Here is a 19,379-nt window from a genome sequence, read left to right on the forward strand (position 1 = left end):
ACATGGCGAGCGACGTGACGCCCGCCAGGAATCCGGCGCACCGCGCCAGTCACACGCTCAGTGAAAGGAGCAACCATGGGTCTGTTCGATCAAGTCGTAGGGGCCGTCATGTCCGGCCAAACTGCCGACGGCGCCGCCAATCCGCTGCTCGCCGGCATCATGCAACTCGTCAATGACCCGCAGATCGGCGGTCTGGCCGGTCTGGTCCAGGCCTTCCAGAACGGCGGCCTCGGCGAAATCGCCAAGTCCTGGGTATCGACGGGCCAGAACCTGCCCATCTCCGCCGAACAGATTCAGAGCGTGCTCGGCAGCAGCGGCCTGCTGCAGAACCTCGCCAGCCAGTTCGGCCTCAACAGCGAACAGGTTTCCGGCCAGCTTGCCGAACTGCTCCCGCAGGTTGTGGACAAGCTCACCCCCAACGGCACCATTCCCGAAAGCAACGACCTGGTGGAGCAGGGCCTTGGCCTGCTGAAGGGCAAGCTCTTCGGCTGACGCCGGCCCAAGCTAGCAGGGACGCTCGTCCGCCGTCTTTGCGCGGGCGAGTGTCCGCAGTCTCCATGCCGTCACAAAGAGCCACAGCGTCAGCACGCCCGAGGCAAGTCGTTCATGGAGACCTGCATAGCCCGGTGTGGCCTCGTTTGCCGACATCAACATAAGAAACACCAGGCCGGCAAAGCCGGAAGCAAACGAGTAGGCACTCAGCGACCGCAGCCTTGTATCGCCGCGGAAGAGCAGGGTGCCCAGCAAAGCGGCGGCGGCGAGTGACAGGAAGGCGATCGTTGCCGACAGGCTATGCAGCCGCTGACTGAGAACTTCCGGTGAGGCGCAGCCGGGCTCACAGGGGAAGATTCCGGCACCGATGCGGCCGATACCGTCCAGCGCCGCCAGCACCGCAACGAGCAGGGCAAGGCGAGGGCGCTCGGTAATACGGGCCACCGTCGCAAAAAACGCCGCCGCATAGGCGACGATCAACACGCCGCTCCCAACAAAACCACCCAGGCGCATCAAAACGCTGGTCGAGCTGCCCCGTTCACCAAGTTCGCTGATGTACTGGCTCACATGATCGAAACCGGGACGCAGCTCTCCGGCGAGGACGATTGCAGCCGCCCACAACACGGGGCCGAGCAAGCCGCAGAACAGGCCGATGCCGGTCATCTGTCTGGTGGGGCCAGCGCTCTTCAATGTCGGTGTCTGCAGATCCATCATCGGCTCGCCGTTGCCTCAATGCATTATCCGATGGCAGGCACCTGTTGCACGTGCCTGCCATCAAACGACGCCCCTACACGCGCTCGCGTTCTCTCCGGTCATCCACACCGGCAAAGCCACGCCCCTCGACCATCCTCATCAAATCCCGCGCCTCGTCCGCGATCATCCCGCAGGCCCACAGGTAGTGCTCCTGGTACTCCGCATCCATGCGCCGGAACATCTCGCCGGCGTTGCTGCGCGTCATCGCAAGCATCGCCTGCAACTGCGCGAGGCGGGCGCTGAGCTGGTCGACGAGGGTGAGGGTGTCCACGTTGTCCGCCAGCACATAGAGCGGCGCAGCGGGGGCGGGGAAGTTCAAGGGGGTATTCATGCTGCCGCCCTCCGTGCGCCGTATATCGAACGGGAAGAGGGGCAAGCAGGGAAAACAGATGCAATCGGCACGCGCGGACGTGCACGCCTTTGGACTTGAATGGTCATGGTGTGAAACTCCTTAGCTGCAATGAAGTTTCCGCACACTCCCGTTCCAATGGGGCGGCGGAACCGTGCAGGGTTGGAACTACCGGGCTAAGGAACCGGCCAGCCTTGCGGCTGCCCTGCACGGCCCGCCATTGGACAGGCGCAACCATGCAGCCGAAGTAAAAAGCCGCGAAAAACGCGGCCCTATCGGCCTTAGCGTATCCGGGGTTCCAATCCCGGTCACCACTGTTTAGGTGACGGCGGCGAGTATCAGGCTTGCATCAAGAGTGCGTCAAGCGAGGGATTCCGCAATTCGGGTGGGCGGGGGAGGGGGACAACTAGTCGCTGGAAATGAACGCCGACACGCCCAACGAAACAACCTGATATCGAGTGCCTGCCTTTGGCCAGCTGAGGAACTCAGTGGGTCCGCGAAGCGGGTTCGGCTTGAATTGTTAGGCACCACTGCTGATATCTCCGAGAACCGGCTGAGACAGACGGAAGCTCTCAGGCGCGTCAGGGTGCCATGGGAAAACGCCTTGCTCGGATGGCCAGATGAGCTGATACAAGGAAAAATCATCGCCTTGATACAGCCAGCAGTTAGAAAGTGCGTACTCCTGCCGGTTGGCCCGACTAGTTTCAACGAAGACGCACGGGTAACCCTGAATAATCTCGTTGCTCGGTTTGGCGAGGTCTATAGGATCGCCGCTGGCTGCTCGCTCGGCGACCAGGCTGACCAGACCATGTGCCGCTTTCTGCGGTAGGCCTAGCAGGATGATCTCGGGGTGATTGTATGAAGATTGCAGGCCGACAGAGTAAGAAAAAGCCGGACTCTCGTCGTCTCCGAAGACATAAGTGAAGTGCCACCCGTACTGCTCAATGTTTCGGAGCACGGATTCTTCATAGGAATTGTTGGGCAGCGGAAATGTCATGGGTGATGCCTAACCTTGTTTTCTGGCGACAGTTCTGCCGCATAACATGGGGATGCCGGATAATACGGCGGGGAAAGCAGCAGCCGATAGCATATCGCCCTGCCTGAAAGGCCGTTATCTGGATCGGGCTGCCACTGGCTACTCATGGCTGACTACTGTCCCTCAAACAGGTAAGTTCCGACCCTTTGCGGACCTTTGCGGTGTCCCCTCCTCAATGGCGGGTAACAATGTGCAGCGGTCGGTCGTAGCGTACGGTCAGCTGCAATTCATCGGCCAAAGCGGAAACACGGCCATGGCAGCAAACCGTCCGCTTAAGATTCTGACCTGATAGCCGCGGGGCTGAGCGTTCAATAAGAAATTGAGACAGTCGGTCGGTGATTGATTGCGGAAAGCCAATGCCAGAGGCTGACGCTGTTGGTGATACGTGTCGATAAATTTTACGTTTGGCGACATTAAACTGAAGTTAAACAAAAATATGCATTATTTTTCAATGCTCTATATTTCGGGCACCAACTTTGCTGATGCGAATCCGTCCGAAGCGCTCCGTGAGTACTTGTCGGCAATTTTCTAGATATGAATCTTGGAGGTGATATGACTGCTCCGATGCGAATTATCCTTGCCGCCTTGGCAATGGCCCTTGGCATAGCAGGGACGGCGAATGCTTCACCCGCGACATACACTTTTACGGGAGACGCAAGCGGTAGCGTGACCGACAGTACTGGGGTGACTACAGCCTTCACCAATACGACGTTCACCGTCGTGCTCTCAGCTGACACGACTGCAATTGACATGACTGGCCCGCCTTTCTTCAGGCTTTTCAATGTTGGCGGCACCTTCACTGAAGGAGCATTCAGCGCGTCGTTCGTGCCAACGATCACAATTGTCTCCTCAGCCGATCCCTCGCTGGAACTCATCAACTTTTTCAACGCAACCGTTGATAATGGGCTTGGCTTACATAACGCTCTGCTCAATGGTTACGATCTCTCGACCTCGATTGGCCCTCTACCCGGCGATTTCTTGACGCCCACGTTCAACGGCGGCAGTTTCGCGTTGATTGGCGGCGGTAGCGTGCAATTCACCGATAACACCGCACTGACTTTCACAGCAAATGTTGCCAGTGCAAGTGTGCCCGAACCCGCTACACTCTCCCTTGTTGGCCTCTGCCTAGCTGGGATTGGCTTTGCAAGGCGCAATAGGGCAGGATGAGCGAGTCGCTCTGTATTGCACACAGAGAGAGCCACCGGCCAAGTGTCTGGGGAGTCATGGATTAGTACTATCGTCAGCAATCGCATTCCTGACGTAGTGCGGTAGCCCTAGAGTCTGTTGACAATTACTGTTCTGCAAAATGCCGATGGCGTGTGCTTGTCAATTCGCCGTGCACATTCAATGACTTGCCGAGGGGCTGTTCACTGCGGGCAAGTTGTGGTCATATCCTGACTTTTCGGCAGAGTCAGGATGGTACGTGTGTGGTTGCGTGACGATCAGTTTGAGCGGATAGCCGCGTTGCTGCCAGGCAAGGCCAGGGATCCAGGGCGCACGGCGGCAGATAACCGGCTGTTTGTTGAGGCGGTGTTATGGATTGCTCGGACAGGCAGTCCGTGGCGCGATCTGCCCCCGCAGTTCGGCCCCTGGAATAGTGTCTATCAGCGCTTTGCGCGCTGGTCGCGCAGCGGCGTGTGGCATCGTGTTTTCGCCCAGCTGGCCCAGGATGCGGATTTTGAAGAGGTCTTCATCGACAGCACGATTGTGCGTGCCCACCAGCATGCAGCCGGCGCACCCAAAAAAAAGCGATCAAGCGCTCGGGCGATCCCGCAGCGGATTGAGTACAAAGATTCACGCCCTGGTGGAGGGGCTCGGATCGCTCGCCCGCTTCTGTTTAACCGGCGGCGAAGCCGGCGACAGCCCACAGGCTCTGCCCCTGCTGGGGGGGCTACAGCCCGCGTCGCTCAGTGCGGACAAGGCCTACGACACCGGTGCCATCCTCCGGCATCTCGCCGATCAAGGCATCGAGGCCGTCATCCCGCCGCGCAGCCATCGCCGTGTCCAACGCCATTTCGATCGTCATCAATACAAGAATCGCAACTTGATCGAGCGCTTTTTCTGCCGCATCAAGCAATTTCGCCGCGTCGCCACACGTTACGACAAACTCGCCGAACGCTTCGCCTCTTTCGTCGCAATCACTGCCGCCGTCATATGGCTGGCATGATTATCAACAGACTCTAGGGGCAGCGCATGGCCGGGTTGTGCGCGTAGGCCATCTGGCAATTATTGAAGTGTAGCGGCCATTCAGATGGCGGCTTTGGGAAAGTGGCGAACGGCAGTAGTTGGCCGAATGCAGACAGACAGTATCCGTGAAATGGATTTCCTCCGTTGTCGGGTGCTGCTTATGCTTATGTCCCCCATGTGGTCCTGCTGGCCCAGAGAATTCCATCCCAATGTGGGCAATCGCTATGAATTTCGTCACTTCTGCATAGGCCAGACGTGAACTGATTCACGCGTGGGTCCGAAACACATTGCATGCAACGCCAGGTTCCTTCGGACAGACTCGCAACCAAGCCCACCACCGCCCCAAAGTTCTTCGTGCACCGGTGCACGAAGAACTTCACCCCGTGCACGAAGACCTCACAGCGGTGCACGCTCAACGTGCACGCGTGCACGATCAACTCTCACGTGTGTACGTTGATCTCTCACGCCCCAAAGTTCTTCTCACACGCGTGCACGTTGATCGCGCAGCCGTGCACGTTGATCGTGCACGCACCGTAGCTCTTCTTTGAGCCGCGTTACATCAACTTCGCACCGCCGCAGAACATCCCTAGTCCCATCGGACGATGGTTGCGCCGTCCATCCCTAATAGTCTGCATCCCGCAGGCTGGGCCGGGGTGGGGTGGGCTTGTGTCGCCCAGGGCGGGTGGGCGGTTCAGGGGACAGACAATGGCGTTTCGCTTGCAGGACAAGGTCGCTTTCGTGACGGGCGGTGGTACGGGTATTGGTGCGGCGACGGTGGTCCGTTTTGCGCAGGAGGGCGCGACGGTGGTGGTCTTCGGTCGGCGTCGTGAGCCGCTGGATGCGGTGGTGGCGTCTATCGTGGCGGCCGGTGGCAAGGCCGAGGCGGTGGTGGTGGACGTGAGCGACGAGGCGGGTTTTACCGGCGCGCTGGCAGATTGGCGCGCCATGGGCAGCCGGACGAGCTGGTCAGCGCGACCCTGTTCCGACTAGGGTTTAGGCGCAGATAGCCAGTGGAGCATGGCGGCGAACAGCGCGGCCGGTTCGACCGGTTTGGCCAGGTGGTCGTTCATGCCCGCCGCCAGGCAGCGCTGGCGGTCTTCGTCGAAGGCGTTGGCGGTCATGGCCAGGATGGGCGTCGCGGTGTGGGCGGGCTGGCGGCGGATCGCCGTGGTGGCGTCGAGGCCGTTCATGCGCGGCATCTGCATGTCCATCAGGATCAGTGCGTAGGCGTTGGCGCCGGCCATGGCCACGGCCTGTTCTCCGTCGGCCGCGAGGTCGACGCGCAGGCCGGCGTCCTCCAGCATCTCGCGGGCGACTTCCTGGGTGACCGGTTCGTCCTCCACCAGCAGCACGCGGGTGCCGGCGTAGTTGCTGCGGATCAGCGCTTCGGCGTCTTGTTTCTGCACGGGCGCGGCGGTGCTTTCGTCGGCCAGCGTGTCGAGAGGCAGTACCAGCCAGAAGGTGCTGCCGTCGCCCGGGCGGCTGTCGACGCCGAGCTGCCCGCCCATCAGGTGGGCAAGACGCCGGCTGATGGCCAGGCCGAGCCCGGTGCCGCCGTACTTGCGGGTCATCGAGCCGTCGGCCTGCTCGAAGGCATTGAAGAGGCGCTCTTGATCCTGCGGGGCGATGCCGATGCCGGTGTCGGTAACCGCGAAGCGCAGGCGGGCGTGGTGAGTTGCGTGTTCGATGCTGTGCACGCTGATCGTGACGGAGCCTTGCTCGGTGAACTTGATGGCGTTGCCGGTCAGGTTGAGGAGGATCTGGCCGATGCGCAGCGGGTCGCCTTGGCAGCATAGCGCGCCGAGCTCCGGCGCCAAGTCGATGCGCAGTTGCAGGCCCTTGTCTTCAGCCTGGCGGCCGATCAGTGCGATCAGGCTGTCCACCACGTCGCGCACGGTGAAGGGCATGTGCTCCAGTACCAGGCGGTCGGCTTCGATCTTCGACAGGTCGAGGATGTCGTTGATGACTTGCAGCAGATGCCGCGAGGCCTGGCCGATCTTGTCGAGGCGGTCGCGCAGGCGCGGGGTGGTGGCTTCGCGCAGGGCGAGGCTGGTCATGCCGAGGATGGCGTTCATCGGGGTGCGCAGCTCGTGGCTCATGTTGGCGAGGAACATGCTCTTGGCACGGCTGGCCGCTTCGGCGGCTTCCCGCTGGTCGCGGGTGCGCAGGGCCTCGATGCCGAAGCCGAGGTTGCGGGCCAGTTCTTCCAGCAACACCACTTCCTGCGGGTTGAATACGTCCCGGTCGGCGGCGTACAGGGTCAGCGCGCCGATGGTGGTGCGGGCGACGTTGAGGGGCAGGGCGATGCTGGAGCGAAAGCCGGCCCGGTTGCCGTAGTCGCGCCATGGGGTCATCCGCGGGTTGGTCTGAAAATGCTGGATGATCTGGGTGAGGCCGGTCCGCACGGCGGTACCGGTGGGCCCGCGCCCGATCGGGAGGGCTTCGTCCCACGACACGCGGATGTCCGCCAGGTATTCGGCGGCGTGTTCTCCGAACTGGGCCACCGGGCGCACCGAGCGCGCTTCGTCGTGCTCGCGGAAGCCGACCCACACCATCTGGTAGCCGCTGGTTTCGACGATCAGGCGGCATACGTCGGACAGCAGCTGCGCCTCGCTTTCGGCGGAGAACAGGGCCAGGTTGCAGTCGCTCAGCAGGCGGAGCGCGCGGTTCAGGCGGAGTTGCTCGCGGATCGAGTCGCCACGTTCCTGGTTGAGCTGGTGCAGGCCGTTCTGGGTGTCGGCCAGGCGGCTGAGGACGCTGCCTTGGGCGCCCTTCACGGGGGCGATGAGCTTGGGGGTGTCGCTTTTGCCGAGCTCCGCGATGGCGGCATAGACCTCGAGTACCGAGCCGCCCAGGATCTTCTTCTGGCGGCGATGGACGCTGTACGCGAGGGCGACGAGCAGCACCAGCATCAGCCCGAAGGCGGAACGGATCTGGAGGGCCTGATCCTGTGCGGCCTGCACGTCTTTCAGCGTGCGTTGGTCGAGCATTTTTTCGAATTCGCCTATCGGCGCCATGATGCCGGCCTTGGCCTGGTGGTAGGCGGTGTCGTGAAGCATCAGGATCGCCCGCTCCCGTCGGGCCGTGAGGTCGGGGCCGTCTGCCTCGATCAGGGCCATCGCTGCGATCTCGGTACGGGTCAGGGCGTCGGAGTTGATCTTGGCTTCCTGCAGCTTGGCGAATTCCTCGTCGGTGACGCCGGCGCGATGCATCAGGGTGAGCAGCGGCACCGCTTCGCCGCTGGGGCGAGGGCGACGGTCATCGGCCAGGACCAGGTCCCAGTAGATGTTCTTGTAGTCTATCGGGCGGGCGTGGCGACCGTCGCGGATGTCGAGGATTTCCTGATAGTGGGCCTTGTAGAGCGGGGCGCTGGTGACGATGTAGGTGCGTACCATCCGCGTCAGATCGTCGGAGGACTGGCGCAATTCTTCTGCGAGCTGGAAGGATTGCTGCCGCAGGTCACTGGCGCGGTCGACCTGCTTCTCGGCCCGCACATAAGCCATGAAGGTCATCACCATTACGACGAGCAGGCCGAGGGTCAGCCAGATGTGGCTGGAAAACCGGGGCAGGGTGCCTTGGGCTGGCGGCATACGGGCAAGAGCGTGCGCGATGAAACGGACTGGGCAGGAGACAGAGCCATTATCGCCGATATGGGTATGCGCTCACCCTCGGGAAGTGTGTCCTGCGACACGCCGGGCAGCAGGAACAACGCTTCTTGTATTTCCGTCAGCACCGGGGTGCGGCTTACCGACGCGGCTCCAGCCTGATCTGCCGGTAGGGCAGGTCGTCCGTCAGCGCGCCGTCGCGCAGCCAGTCCAGCGGGATGCGCCACAGGGAGTCGGCGAAGCGGGCGTTGAAGAAGGCGAAGTGGCCGATGGATTCGAGCCCGAGGGCCTCCGGCTCGATGCGCAGGTGGGTGGACGGGCTGCGCTCGTAGTAGCGGAGCAGCCGGTGAATGGCCGGTACGGTGCCGAACTCGTCGTCGCTGGTCAACAGGGCCAGCGTGGGTGCGGTGACGCGGGAAAAGGATTCGACCAGTTGTGTGCGCGCTTCGGCCGATAGCGCCTGCGGGCCGGAGCGGTAGATGTCCTCGAAGCGCGGATGGGGAGCGACCCAGTCGCGCACGACGCCCCGCGGCGTATCCTCCAGCCAGCCGAGCCGCTTGCCCGGAAAGTAGCCGAACAGGGCGGTCAGGGTCGGCATCACCACGTGCCAGCGCAGGTACATCGCCAGCCGTTTGTGCTCGGCGTAGTCCCGCCAGTAGGCAAATTGCGAGCCCATCGTGAAAACGCGCTCGATCAGGTGGTTGGACGGTGCCATGCCGACCAGGAAGCCGCCGACGCTGTGGGCCACGACGTGGATGGGATGTCCCGCGAAGCGCTGGCTGGCGAAGCGGAGTACGCCTTCGAAGTCCTTGCTGCCCCAGTCCAGCCAGCTGGCCTCGAAGCCGCGCATCCGATGCGGCCGCGAGCCGCCGATGCCGCGGTAGTCGTAGGTGATGACGTTGAATCCCCGGCCATGCAGAAAATCCGCAAAGCGGCTGTAGTAACGGCTATGGACGGAGGTGGCCGGGTTGATGACGACGACCGGCGCGGGGCCGTGGCCTTCGCTGGGGCTGCGCGCCCAGGCGTGGGCCTGGAGACGGAAGCCATCCACCGCGGGGATGGCCACCTTTTCGGGGGTGATGGGTGTTGCTTGCATGATTGGGGCAGGGGGTATCGGGATGGCCTTGAGCCTACGGCCGCCGATGCGTGGGTTCAACCGAGTTTTTTGTCAGCATGCATTCCTCTCCGGAATGCAGGACCGCCGCCCGTCGCGCTGGTCCTGCATCCGTCATTGCCAGCCGAAGCGCCGGCTGTAGAAGCTCTTCATGGCCTGGGTCAGCACCATGTAGCCGGCCAGGATCGCCGCCAGGATGGGGAAGTAGGACCACGGCAGGGCCTGCAGCTTGAAGTAGTGGGCGACCGGCCCCATCGGAATGAAGACACCGACGGCCATGATAAGGCCGGTGGCGATCATCAGCAGGCCGCCGGGACGGCTCTGCACGAAGGGGATCTTGCGGGTGCGGATCATGTGCACCACGAGGGTCTGGGTCATCAGCCCTTCGACGAACCAGCCGGACTGAAACAGGGTCTGGTGTTCCGGGGTGTTGGCGCCGAAGACGAACCACATGACCAGGTAGGTGGTGATGTCGAACACCGAGCTGACCGGCCCGAAGAACAGCATGAAGCGGCCGATGTCGGCCGGGTTCCAGCGCTGGGGATCGCGTACCAGCTCCTCGTCCACGTTGTCGAAGGGAATCGCCACCTGCGAGAAGTCGTAGAGCAGGTTCTGCACCAGCAGGTGCATCGGCAGCATCGGCAGGAAGGGGATGAAGGCGCTGGCCACGAGCACCGAGAAGACGTTGCCGAAGTTGGAGCTGGCCGTCATCTTGATGTACTTGAGCATGTTGGCGAAGGTCTTGCGCCCCTCGATGACACCTTTCTCCAGCACCATCAGGCTCTTTTCGAGCAGGATGATGTCGGCAGCTTCCTTGGCGATATCCACCGCGGTGTCCACCGAGATGCCGATGTCGGCGGTGCGCAGGGCCGGCGCGTCGTTGATGCCGTCGCCCATGAAGCCGACCACGTGGCCGTTGCCCTTGAGCACGCGGACGACCCGTTCCTTGTGGGCTGGTGTGAGCTTGGCGAAGATGTCGTGGATCTCTACGGCCTCGGCGAGCTGGGCGTCGTCCATCCGTTCCAGGTCGGAGCCGCGCAGCACCTGCTGGGTCGGCAGGCCGACCTCGCGGCAAATCTTGGCGGTGACCAGCTCGTTGTCACCGGTCAGCACCTTGACCTTCACGCCGTGGGCGAACAGGGCGTTGAGGGCCGGTTCGGTGGACTCCTTGGGTGGATCGAGGAAGGCCACGTAGCCGATCAGGGTCAGGCCGGCCTCGTCGGCGACGCCGTAGGACTCCGTGTGCGGGGGCAGCTCCCGCGCGGCGACGGCCACCACGCGCAGGCCGTCCTCGTTGAGGTCGGCGGTCACCTCGCGTACGCGGGTCAGCAGCTCGGGCGTCAGTGCCTCGTCGACCTCGCCGTGGCGGACCCGCTCACATACCGCCAGGATCTCCTCGACAGCGCCCTTGCAGATCAGCAGGTGATGATCTTCATGCTCGGCAACGACCACCGACATGCGGCGGCGCTGGAAGTCGAAGGGGATCTCGTCCACTTTGCGGAAGTTGCTGGCCGGGTTGAGCTCCCGGTGCACCTCGGTGTGTTCCAGCACCGCCACGTCGAGGAGGTTTTTGAGGCCGGTCTGGTAGTAGCTGTTGAGATAGGCCGCTTCGAGCACATCGTCCGACTCCTCGCCCCACACGTCGGTGTGGCGGGCCAGGAAGATCTTGTCCTGGGTCAGGGTGCCGGTCTTGTCGGTGCACAGCACGTCCATCGCGCCGAAGTTCTGGATCGCATCCAGGCGTTTGACGATGACCTTCTGGCGGGACAGGATCACCGCGCCCTTGGCGAGGGTCGAGGTGACGATCATCGGCAGCATTTCCGGGGTCAGGCCGACGGCGATGGACATGGCGAACAAGAAGGCCTCGGTCCAGTCGCCCTTGGTGAAGCCGTTGATGAACAGCACCAGCGGCGACATCACGAACATGAAGCGGATCAGCAGCCAGGCGACCTTGTTGACGCCGGCCTGGAACTGGGTCGGCGCGCGGTCGGTGGCGGTCACGCGCTGGGCGAGGGCGCCGAAATAGGTGCGTGCGCCGGTACCGACGACGACCGCGGTGGCCGAGCCGGACACCACGTTGGTGCCCATGAAGACGATGTTGTCCAGCTCAAGCGGATTGGTCGCCGACAGGTCGCGCAGGCGCGCGAACTTCTCCACCGGCAGGGATTCGCCGGTCATCGCGGCCTGGCTGACGAACAGATCCTTGGCTGACAGCACGCGGCAGTCGCCGGGAATCATGTCGCCGGCCGACAGGGCTACCAGGTCGCCGGGCACCAGTTGGGCGATCGGCACTTCCTCCCGGTGGGCCGGGTGGACGTGCAGCTGGATGTCGAAGTAGCGGCGGGCGTCCTCGGCGGCGTCCTCGCTGAGGTCGCGGCGGATCACCGTGGCGGTGTTGCTGACCATCGCCTTCAGCTTGTCGGCGGCGATGTTCGACTTGCGCTCCTGCCAGAACCGGATCGCCACCGACAGCACGACCATGGTGCCGATCACCAGGGTGGCTTTCATGTCCTCGGTGACGTAGGAAATGACTGCCAGCAGGGTCAGGAGCAGGTCGAAGGGCGTCCTGTAGCAGTGCCAAAGGTGCAGCCACCAGGGCAGCGGCTTTTCCTGCTCGACCTGGTTGAGGCCGACCTGTTCGCGGATCAGCTCGGCCTGGGCGGCGCTGAGGCCGTCCGGATGGCTGTCGAGCTGCTTGAGCAGCGCGTCCGGCGCGCTGCGGGCGGCCTCGGCCAGAGTCTGGGCGAGGGATGGCGGGACTTCGCGGCTGACCGTGGTGCGCGACAGGCTGTCGAGCAGCGCGAGACGACGGAAATGACGGCCGAAGCCGCGGCTGCGGACGAAGGCCGCAAAGAGTTCCTTGAGAAACGTGAGACGCATGGAAACCTCCCGCTCCGCGTACCTTCCTTCCGGGAACGCGGAATGGCTAGCCCGATCCGGCCGGGTCGGGTTTCTGTAACCACAGCAGAAGCTTGGCGTAGAACAGTTGCGGCACCACCGGCTTCGACAGGAAATCGTTCATGCCGGCGTCGAGACAGTTGGTCCGGTCTTCGCTGAAGGCATTGGCGGTCATCGCCAGGATGGGGACGTCCTGCCATCCTGGGATCCGGCGGATGCGGCGGGTTGCTGCAATACCGTCCATGCGGGGCATCTGCATATCCATCAGGATCAGGTCGTAGGCTTTCATTTCCGCCTTCTCGACAGCCTGCTGTCCGTCGTCCGCGGTCTCCACGACCAGTCCGGTCGTGGCGAGGAGATCGACGACCACCAGCCGGTTGATCGGCTCGTCCTCCACCAGTAGCACGGTCTTGCCTTTGCAGGCTTCGGCCAGCCGGGCCTCGACCTCGCCGGGAGCCAGCCGGGGCTGGGCGGCATCCGGCCGGGTGCTCTTCTCCAGCCGGGCGGTGAACCAGAAGGTGCTGCCGTCCCCGAGGCTGCTCGTCACGCCGACCTCGCCCCCCATCAACTCCGCCAGGTGTTTGGTGATGGCCAGGCCCAGACCGGTGCCTCCATATTGGCGTGTGGTCGAGCTGTCGGCCTGTTCGAAGGCGACGAAGAGGCGCGCGCAGGACTCCGGCGCAATACCCACCCCCGTGTCCTGAACGTCGAAACGCAGGAGCACCGATTCCCCATCTTCTTCGACCAGGCTGGTACGTATCGTGATGCTGCCGGCCGTCGTGAATTTGAGGGCGTTGTTGGCGTAATTGAGCAGCGCCTGGCTCAGCCGGGTCGGGTCTCCGAGCAGGTGCCTGGGGAGGCTCTCTGTGTCCAGCCTGAACCTCAGCCCCTTGGCCTGTACCCGTGGCGCGATGATGGACGCGATATTGCCCAGCAGGGCCTCGATCATGACGTCGGTTCTTTCCAGCGTCAGCTTGCCGGCCTCGATCTTGGACAGGTCGAGAATGTCGTTGATGACGCTCAGCAGATGATCCGCCGCGGCGTTGATCGTCTTCAGGCGGTTGCCCTGTTTCTCGGTGACGCCTTCCCGCATCAGCAGATGGCCCATGCCCAGGATGGCATTGAGCGGGGTGCGGATCTCATGGCTCATATTGGCCAGGAAGACACTCTTGGCCTGCGTCGCGGCGTTGGCGGAATCCCTTTCCTTCTGGGTGCGGAGGCTCTGGATGCCGAAGGCCAGATTGCGGCCGATTTCTTCGAGCAGATCCACCTCCTGCGCGGCAAAAGCGTTGGGGGCAGCGGAATAGAGAGCCAGAGCGCCGATGACTTTTTGCTGGCAGGTCAGCGGGAGCGCAATCACGGACTGGTAGCCGCGTTTCAGGACGGCCTCACGCCAGGGGGCCAGGGCCGGATTGACCTCGGCGTTCTGCACGACCTGTGTCAGCCCCGTGCGGATGGCAATGCCGGTGGGGCCCTGAAACGGGCTTTCGTCATCCCAGGAAATGTAGAGGCCGTCCAGGTAACCATTTTCATGACCGGACACGGCGACGGGCCGGACCGACTTGCCTTCGTCCTGTTCCGCGAATCCGACCCAGGCCATCATGTAGCCGCCGGTGGCGACCATCAGCTGGCAGATCGCGCCGAGCAGGGTCGGTTCGTCGGTGGTGTGGGCCAGCAGCAGGTTGCAGTCGCTCAGCAGGCGCAGGGAGCGATTGAGGCGCCGCTGCTCCCGTTCCGCCTGCTTGCGCTCGGTAATGTCACGCGACGATGCGTAGAGCAGTTCGACCCCGTCGATCAGCAGCGGCTGGGTACTCACTTCCACATCGACGCAGACACCGTCCTTGCGCCGGTACTCCATCTCGAAGGCCGTGGACGCGTGGCGAAGGAAGAGTTCATCGATCCGCTTTTGCACGTCGTCTTCGGCATGGGCATCCCATTGCGCGATGTTCATGCCGACCATTTCTTGCGGGGTGTATCCGAGCAGCCTGCAGAAAGAGTCGCTAGCCTCAAGCACGCAACCCTGGCGGTTCAGGATATGCACGCCGTCGCTGGCGTTCCTGAGCAGCACCCTGGCGCGCTGCCCTTCGCGCTGGGAATCGATGAGCATACGCTGGGAAAACAGCGTGAAGAAGGTCGTCACGCCGGCGAAGGCGAGCAGCGCAGCGAGCATCTGCCACACCTGCTGATGCCAGCCCTGCAGGTAATCGTCGTGGGCCATGCCGACGATCAGGTGGAAGGGGCCGGACGACATGCGCCGGTAGGTGATCAGGCGCTCGACCCCGTCGGCAGTCTCGTCCGTGTGGTAGGTGACGGGGCTTGTTCCGGACGCGATCGCCGCTATCAAAGACTTGTTGTAGATGGGCGCCCCGAGCCGTCCGATGGGCGCGTCGAGCACGGGATAGCGGGTGATCATGTCGTAGCGCGCATCGCGCAGCACGGCAAGCCCGTGGGCGCCATAGCCGATCTTGCTCAACTGCTCGTAGAAATACTGGACCGGGATGGCAATCGCCACCACGCCGGCAAAGCGGCCGTCCGGATAGTTGTAGCGCAACACTGCCGGGATCACCGGTATCCGCGAGACCCGTCCGATGACCGGATTGCCAATGAGAACCCCAGCATTCGGATTGTTGCGGAAGAGGGGGAAGAAATCCCGATCCACCCAGGAAACCTCCTTCGGCTTGACCTGGTCGCCCAGGACGACGTTGCCGGCTTCGTCACTAATGCGGATCTTCGCACCCGACGCTAGCCGGGCTTCCAGCCGTTTGAGAAAGCGGTTGATCTCCTGGAGCTCAAGCTTTCCGTGGGCACGCAAATCGTCTTCCAGCTTGTCCACCACGGAGCTCAGGCTGAGCCGGATGCCGCCGATGCTTACCGCCAGGCTCTCGTCCAGGGCCGTGGCGATGTTCTCGTTGATGATTTCGGCGCGCTTGTCGTACTGCTCTCGACTTTGATGGAGGACACCGGCTGTCACGAGGATGGCGACCGCATTCAGCGCCAGCCAGAAGGCCATGAGACTCCGTCCGACCCTCGAATTGCCACTGATCGGCAGGACACGTGACAACCCCGGCAAGGTCATGATTGTGTGCAGGCTCTCCAGCGCGTATGCGGCGAACTATACGCCAAAAAAAATCCGGCCGATCAATCGCTGCCGGCAGCCGGAAGTAGAGGTTTCTGAGTTTCTTGATCAGGCACATAAACTTCTGAAAATTACTGTTTTCAGAAGTTGCGAGATCGGCTAAACGGCGCCTTTCGCAGGCTCTACTTCGCCTGCAAGTTCTGATAACGACACGTCCAAAGCTCTCGCTATCTTGACCATGGAATAGCCCGGAACACGCCGACCCTGCTCGACATAACCGTACAGGGTCGGATACGGAACCCCCGAAAGTCTTGCCAGCTCAGGCAACGTGACACGCCGACGATAACAGAGTGTCCGGACGCGATGCCCGAATTGCCGTAACCACTCTGCCTCCAACTCCCAAGGCCGCATGACCACCCCAGTCCTGCAGCCTCATGGCCACAGCCACACCCATCACTTTCCCGCGCTGCTGGCGATCACCCGAGCACGAGCCCAGCGCGCATGGTTCGGCAGCACCCCGGCCCAGCCAATGACCCGCGTCACACCGTTTGACGATCTATCGGCCAAACGTGACATTTTCCCCATCATTCCAAGGACGACGGTTCTCGACTCGCCACTCTGTAAAACCAGATGGATCCTTCGTAACCCAAACGTAGTGATGAGTACGCCTCAACAGCCAAAAGCAAAACGAACGAACAAGCTTTTGCACATCAATCCCCATTAGAAAACCCAATCACACCAGCGCGGTATTCGTGGCGAAAATAGGGTATAGCGTTTGATTTAAAACGTATCAATTGAAACGTTATTATTGATACGTTTTTATTGAGACAGTTCGCGGTCAAACGCCATGACCGGAGGCCGAATATCCGCCGCAGCATACCGCACAGGAGCCCCAGGATCGGCGATACGAACCGTCCCGGCATCCACCACCGCCGAAAGTGCGCTTTTCGTTTCTGAAGCCTGCTGACGCTCCGAACCCTTTTTACCGTCCGGATCGAAATCAATGAAGAAGCCGTGCGCAACAATCTGCTTGCACAGCTCCGCCGGTACATCAATGCGCGTTGCCTGCTGACTCCAGCACCGGCAATCCCGCGCAGTCGCCACACACGCAGCCGGGATGGGCGCCGTCGTCGCTTCCGTCACCTTGTCGAATCGCGGCGCAGTATAGGGCAACCCCTGAATCCGCGGTTGATACGAGGCCACCATATCAACAGGCGGTCTAACCTGGCCACCCTCACCCGCAATGCCCTGCGCACCTGGCACACCCGGATTACCTGGCCCAAACGGATTTTTCTGAGTCATTTCCTCGTGCATCCGGGTATAGATCCGATAACCGATTAACGGACCGGCAATAAACGCAAAAACAAGAAAATAAGCCGCCTTCGGAATACGGTGCTTTTGCTTTAAATGCAGCGAAGAAGACTTGTAAAGAGAAAATACCTTTTTCGGTAACTTGTAACGACGAGACGCCGATAAATCACGCGCGGATTTACTTTCAACGTCACCACACTCGGACCACTCATAAAGAAACCGACCGAGAACCGTATCCCGAATATGGATATGTTGACCAACCAGCTTGCGAATATTGGCGTCAAGCAATCCTGGGTTTTGCGTAATCAGCCAGAAATCGACGCCGGTATGTCGGTGCGTTTCAAAAGCCGCGACATGCGGCGGCACCTTGGAGCCCACACCACGAGGACGATAAACGTTTTGCGCCTCATCAATGACAATGATCGAGTTCGCCGGGAAATTGAAAATAGGCCGCTTGACCGTATCATCTTCCGGCGTCGGTTCCTCGCGCGTCCATTCCTCAACCGGCGGCGTCGGCTGATGATCAACTTTCAACTCCGGAATGCCGGATATAAATAGAGGCCGATTACCCTGCTCTTCCAACAACATCGACACCGCAAGCGCAGTCTTGCCGGTGCCCGGAATACCCGTAATCAAGGTAATCACGATACCAGCTTCCCAAGATACGCAAACGACGCCATAGCGGCGCGATACGTAATTGCCGCAAGGATGACACCAAACGCCGTGGCAAAGCCCGTCATGGTCAATATATTGAGCATGTCCGCAGGGATCTGACCCCACATTGACGTTACTTGATCCTTCACCTGCCCCGCCAATTGACTGAGCGTTTCGAACGATACCCAGCCGATACCCAACGACGAGAGCACCCGCTTTGCAAATGCACCCAGGGAATGATCCAGCCAGTCAAACCAATTATCAAACATTTAGCCCCCCTTGCTGCGATAACCAAAGACGATAAATCCAGCAATGAGCCAACCCATTGCGATCACTACAGGCTTTATAACGCCCGCAAATTGACAGATCATCGAGAAATCAAAGGTTATTGACTTACCTAGCACCGTCGCTGTTTTAACAGCTGGACATGATGATCCGCCCGGCAAATCTGCATTCGAAAAATTCAATTGCACTTTCTTTTCGCCGACTGGATCAGACGTCGCCGGAGGATCTCCCGCCCGCATCGCTTTGCAATTCGCCTCAAATGTCGCCTTTGCCGTAGCGCATTGCACCGGATCACCGTCACACGCAGGCGCCGCAGTCCCCGAAGAGCACGCGCCGGAAAAAGATCCATCCTTGCACATCGGTGAGCTTGGATTTGATGCACAGAACGACGCATCGCCCTTCGTCCCCGTCCCAGAGCCCGAGGCAGACGGATCAGGCTTAGAGGTACTCTCCGACGTGGTACTCGTCGAAACTTGCGTGCCACTACTATTAAACGTCGTCGTCGTCGTGGTCGTCGTCGTTACGCAATTCGTGCCGTCACATTTGACGGTCTGATCGGATCGCACTTCCGTTTTCGTTCCATCCGCATTTGTCTTTGTAGTCGTCGTCGAGCCTTTCGCCTGCGTATTAGTAATCTCCGTGCAAACGACATTGCCATTTACATACCCAAAGCCCTTGCCCGATTTTACGCAATCGTACTCAGGCGTATTATTCGTTTTAGTAACACTGTCCTTGTCGCCTGCCGTGCAGGAAACGCCGGTATAACGGGGATTACCACGTCCGTACCAAGCGGCACCCGACGCCCCACCTTCAAGATTCTCCGTGCTCATTTGGCAACCGCTTTGACAAAACGTAAGCGGTATTTGACCTGCTTGAGTCGTCGCTCCGGAAAAAGCACCATCACCGCCAGCTAAATTCGACGCACTGTATTGACCATTGTTGTAATACATTCCCGACTTCGATTTACACGGATCAACCTTAATGCAATTAGCACCATCCCACGACGGCGACGAATCCGGACAATACGAAAAATACGCAGTAGAAAGACCGCCCACGTATGTACTTCCCGAATATGTCCAAAGAAATCTAGCAATTTCCTGACACGTCCCTCCATTTTGACTATCCGGACACGGACCAGACGTGTAATAACACGATTTAGAGATTGTATCGGTACTTTTCGCCTGCGCATCCATGCAAAGCTGAATCGCAGTTTTGCCATCCGAGGAATGCCTATCGCCAGCAAAAGACAACGACGACACAGCGAATAAAAAAAGACCTAGAACGCAAAAAAATAGGCGAATTCCACTCATTTGAGCAAAATCCAGATAGGCAACAAAATAGCCATAAATCCGGCGACAAAATACATATCGACCAGCATTACAGCAGCCTCCTCAAAACATTGACTGCCCACGCTGTAGCCATAGCGACAGCAATCATGCCGCCCATACTCAAACCATCTTGAAAATTCTGGGTTTTCTGTTCGGCAGTCAGCTCAACAAAGCCGGATACAGCAGTACATCCGACAATCTGATAACCCTGCGGAAGCGGCGCGGCATAGCTGGCCGCGTCAGTGGCAGTATCAAGGCAGGGAGATACGACAACGAAGCCCATAAGGCCTC

General features: G+C 60.9%; 17 protein-coding genes. 5 read left to right on the plus strand and 12 right to left on the minus strand.

The annotated features are described in order from the left end of the window. Positions 1–60: 60 nt before the first annotated feature. The gene (locus AC1PPK_RS16330) at positions 61–492 is read left to right on the plus strand and encodes a YidB family protein (RefSeq protein ID WP_481114081.1); all 432 of its coding nucleotides are present in this window, start codon (positions 61–63) and stop codon (positions 490–492) included. Between the two features lie 12 nt (positions 493–504). Here AC1PPK_RS16330 and AC1PPK_RS16335 read toward each other — a convergent pair whose 3' ends face one another. The 3 genes from AC1PPK_RS16335 to AC1PPK_RS16345 all read right to left on the minus strand — a co-directional run bounded on the left by AC1PPK_RS16335 (position 505) and on the right by AC1PPK_RS16345 (position 2,591). Next, complete coding sequence (locus AC1PPK_RS16335; RefSeq protein ID WP_481114082.1) at positions 505–1,206, minus strand: DUF998 domain-containing protein; 702 nt, start codon at positions 1,204–1,206, stop codon at positions 505–507. 73 nt (positions 1,207–1,279) lie between these two features. Next, complete coding sequence (locus AC1PPK_RS16340; RefSeq protein ID WP_481114083.1) at positions 1,280–1,576, minus strand: hypothetical protein; 297 nt, start codon at positions 1,574–1,576, stop codon at positions 1,280–1,282. A gap of 538 nt (positions 1,577–2,114) precedes the next feature. Beyond that, positions 2,115–2,591: a DUF4262 domain-containing protein gene (locus tag AC1PPK_RS16345; protein WP_481114084.1), complete on the minus strand. Its 477-nt coding sequence runs from the start codon at positions 2,589–2,591 to the stop codon at positions 2,115–2,117. A 591-nt stretch (positions 2,592–3,182) separates the two neighbouring features. Between AC1PPK_RS16345 and AC1PPK_RS16350 the strand changes: the two genes are divergently transcribed. From AC1PPK_RS16350 to AC1PPK_RS16360, 3 genes are all read left to right on the plus strand, one after another. Continuing rightward, on the plus strand, positions 3,183–3,797 hold the full coding sequence (locus tag AC1PPK_RS16350) for a PEP-CTERM sorting domain-containing protein (protein ID WP_481114085.1): 615 nt from the start codon (positions 3,183–3,185) through the stop codon (positions 3,795–3,797). A 249-nt stretch (positions 3,798–4,046) separates the two neighbouring features. Next, a protein-coding gene (locus tag AC1PPK_RS16355; RefSeq protein WP_481114086.1) for an IS5 family transposase occupies positions 4,047–4,797 on the plus strand; the annotation gives its coding sequence in 2 pieces (ribosomal slippage) (positions 4,047–4,375 and positions 4,374–4,797; 753 coding nt in all). Between the two features lie 725 nt (positions 4,798–5,522). Beyond that, on the plus strand, positions 5,523–5,807 hold the full coding sequence (locus AC1PPK_RS16360; RefSeq protein ID WP_481114087.1) for an SDR family NAD(P)-dependent oxidoreductase: 285 nt from the start codon (positions 5,523–5,525) through the stop codon (positions 5,805–5,807). Here the strand turns inward: AC1PPK_RS16360 and AC1PPK_RS16365 are convergent. The 4 genes from AC1PPK_RS16365 to AC1PPK_RS16380 form a co-directional block, all read right to left on the minus strand. Continuing rightward, positions 5,804–8,407, minus strand: a complete 2,604-nt coding sequence (locus AC1PPK_RS16365; RefSeq protein WP_481114088.1) for an ATP-binding protein — start codon at positions 8,405–8,407, stop codon at positions 5,804–5,806. The genes AC1PPK_RS16360 and AC1PPK_RS16365 overlap by 4 nt on opposite strands. 154 nt (positions 8,408–8,561) lie before the next feature. After that, on the minus strand, positions 8,562–9,518 hold the full coding sequence (locus AC1PPK_RS16370) for an alpha/beta hydrolase family protein (RefSeq protein ID WP_481114089.1): 957 nt from the start codon (positions 9,516–9,518) through the stop codon (positions 8,562–8,564). 132 nt (positions 9,519–9,650) lie between these two features. After that, entirely contained in the window at positions 9,651–12,416 is a 2,766-nt protein-coding gene (gene mgtA / locus AC1PPK_RS16375; protein WP_481114090.1) for a magnesium-translocating P-type ATPase, read from the minus strand. 46 nt (positions 12,417–12,462) lie between these two features. Then, on the minus strand, positions 12,463–15,444 hold the full coding sequence (locus AC1PPK_RS16380; RefSeq protein ID WP_481114091.1) for a response regulator: 2,982 nt from the start codon (positions 15,442–15,444) through the stop codon (positions 12,463–12,465). Here AC1PPK_RS16380 and AC1PPK_RS16385 point away from each other — a divergent pair. Continuing rightward, positions 15,443–15,673: a hypothetical protein gene (locus tag AC1PPK_RS16385; protein ID WP_481114092.1), complete on the plus strand. Its 231-nt coding sequence runs from the start codon at positions 15,443–15,445 to the stop codon at positions 15,671–15,673. The two genes, AC1PPK_RS16380 and AC1PPK_RS16385, sit on opposite strands and share 2 nt — an antisense overlap. Here the strand turns inward: AC1PPK_RS16385 and AC1PPK_RS16390 are convergent. The 5 genes from AC1PPK_RS16390 to AC1PPK_RS16410 all read right to left on the minus strand — a co-directional run bounded on the left by AC1PPK_RS16390 (position 15,670) and on the right by AC1PPK_RS16410 (position 19,371). After that, positions 15,670–15,921: a helix-turn-helix domain-containing protein gene (locus AC1PPK_RS16390; RefSeq protein WP_481114093.1), complete on the minus strand. Its 252-nt coding sequence runs from the start codon at positions 15,919–15,921 to the stop codon at positions 15,670–15,672. The two genes, AC1PPK_RS16385 and AC1PPK_RS16390, sit on opposite strands and share 4 nt — an antisense overlap. Before the next feature lie 408 nt (positions 15,922–16,329). Then, complete coding sequence (locus tag AC1PPK_RS16395) at positions 16,330–17,466, minus strand: zonular occludens toxin family protein (protein ID WP_481114094.1); 1,137 nt, start codon at positions 17,464–17,466, stop codon at positions 16,330–16,332. Then, on the minus strand, positions 17,463–17,744 hold the full coding sequence (locus tag AC1PPK_RS16400) for a DUF2523 domain-containing protein (protein ID WP_481114095.1): 282 nt from the start codon (positions 17,742–17,744) through the stop codon (positions 17,463–17,465). Before AC1PPK_RS16400 ends, AC1PPK_RS16395 begins: the two co-directional genes overlap by 4 nt. Beyond that, entirely contained in the window at positions 17,745–18,710 is a 966-nt protein-coding gene (locus tag AC1PPK_RS16405) for a virulence factor TspB C-terminal domain-related protein (RefSeq protein WP_481114096.1), read from the minus strand. A gap of 427 nt (positions 18,711–19,137) precedes the next feature. After that, positions 19,138–19,371 carry a hypothetical protein gene (locus AC1PPK_RS16410; protein WP_481114097.1) on the minus strand — a complete coding sequence of 78 codons (234 nt, stop codon included), beginning with the start codon at positions 19,369–19,371 and terminating at the stop codon, positions 19,138–19,140. Positions 19,372–19,379 lie beyond the last annotated feature (8 nt).

The organism is Zoogloea sp. JDB1, from assembly GCF_056724025.1.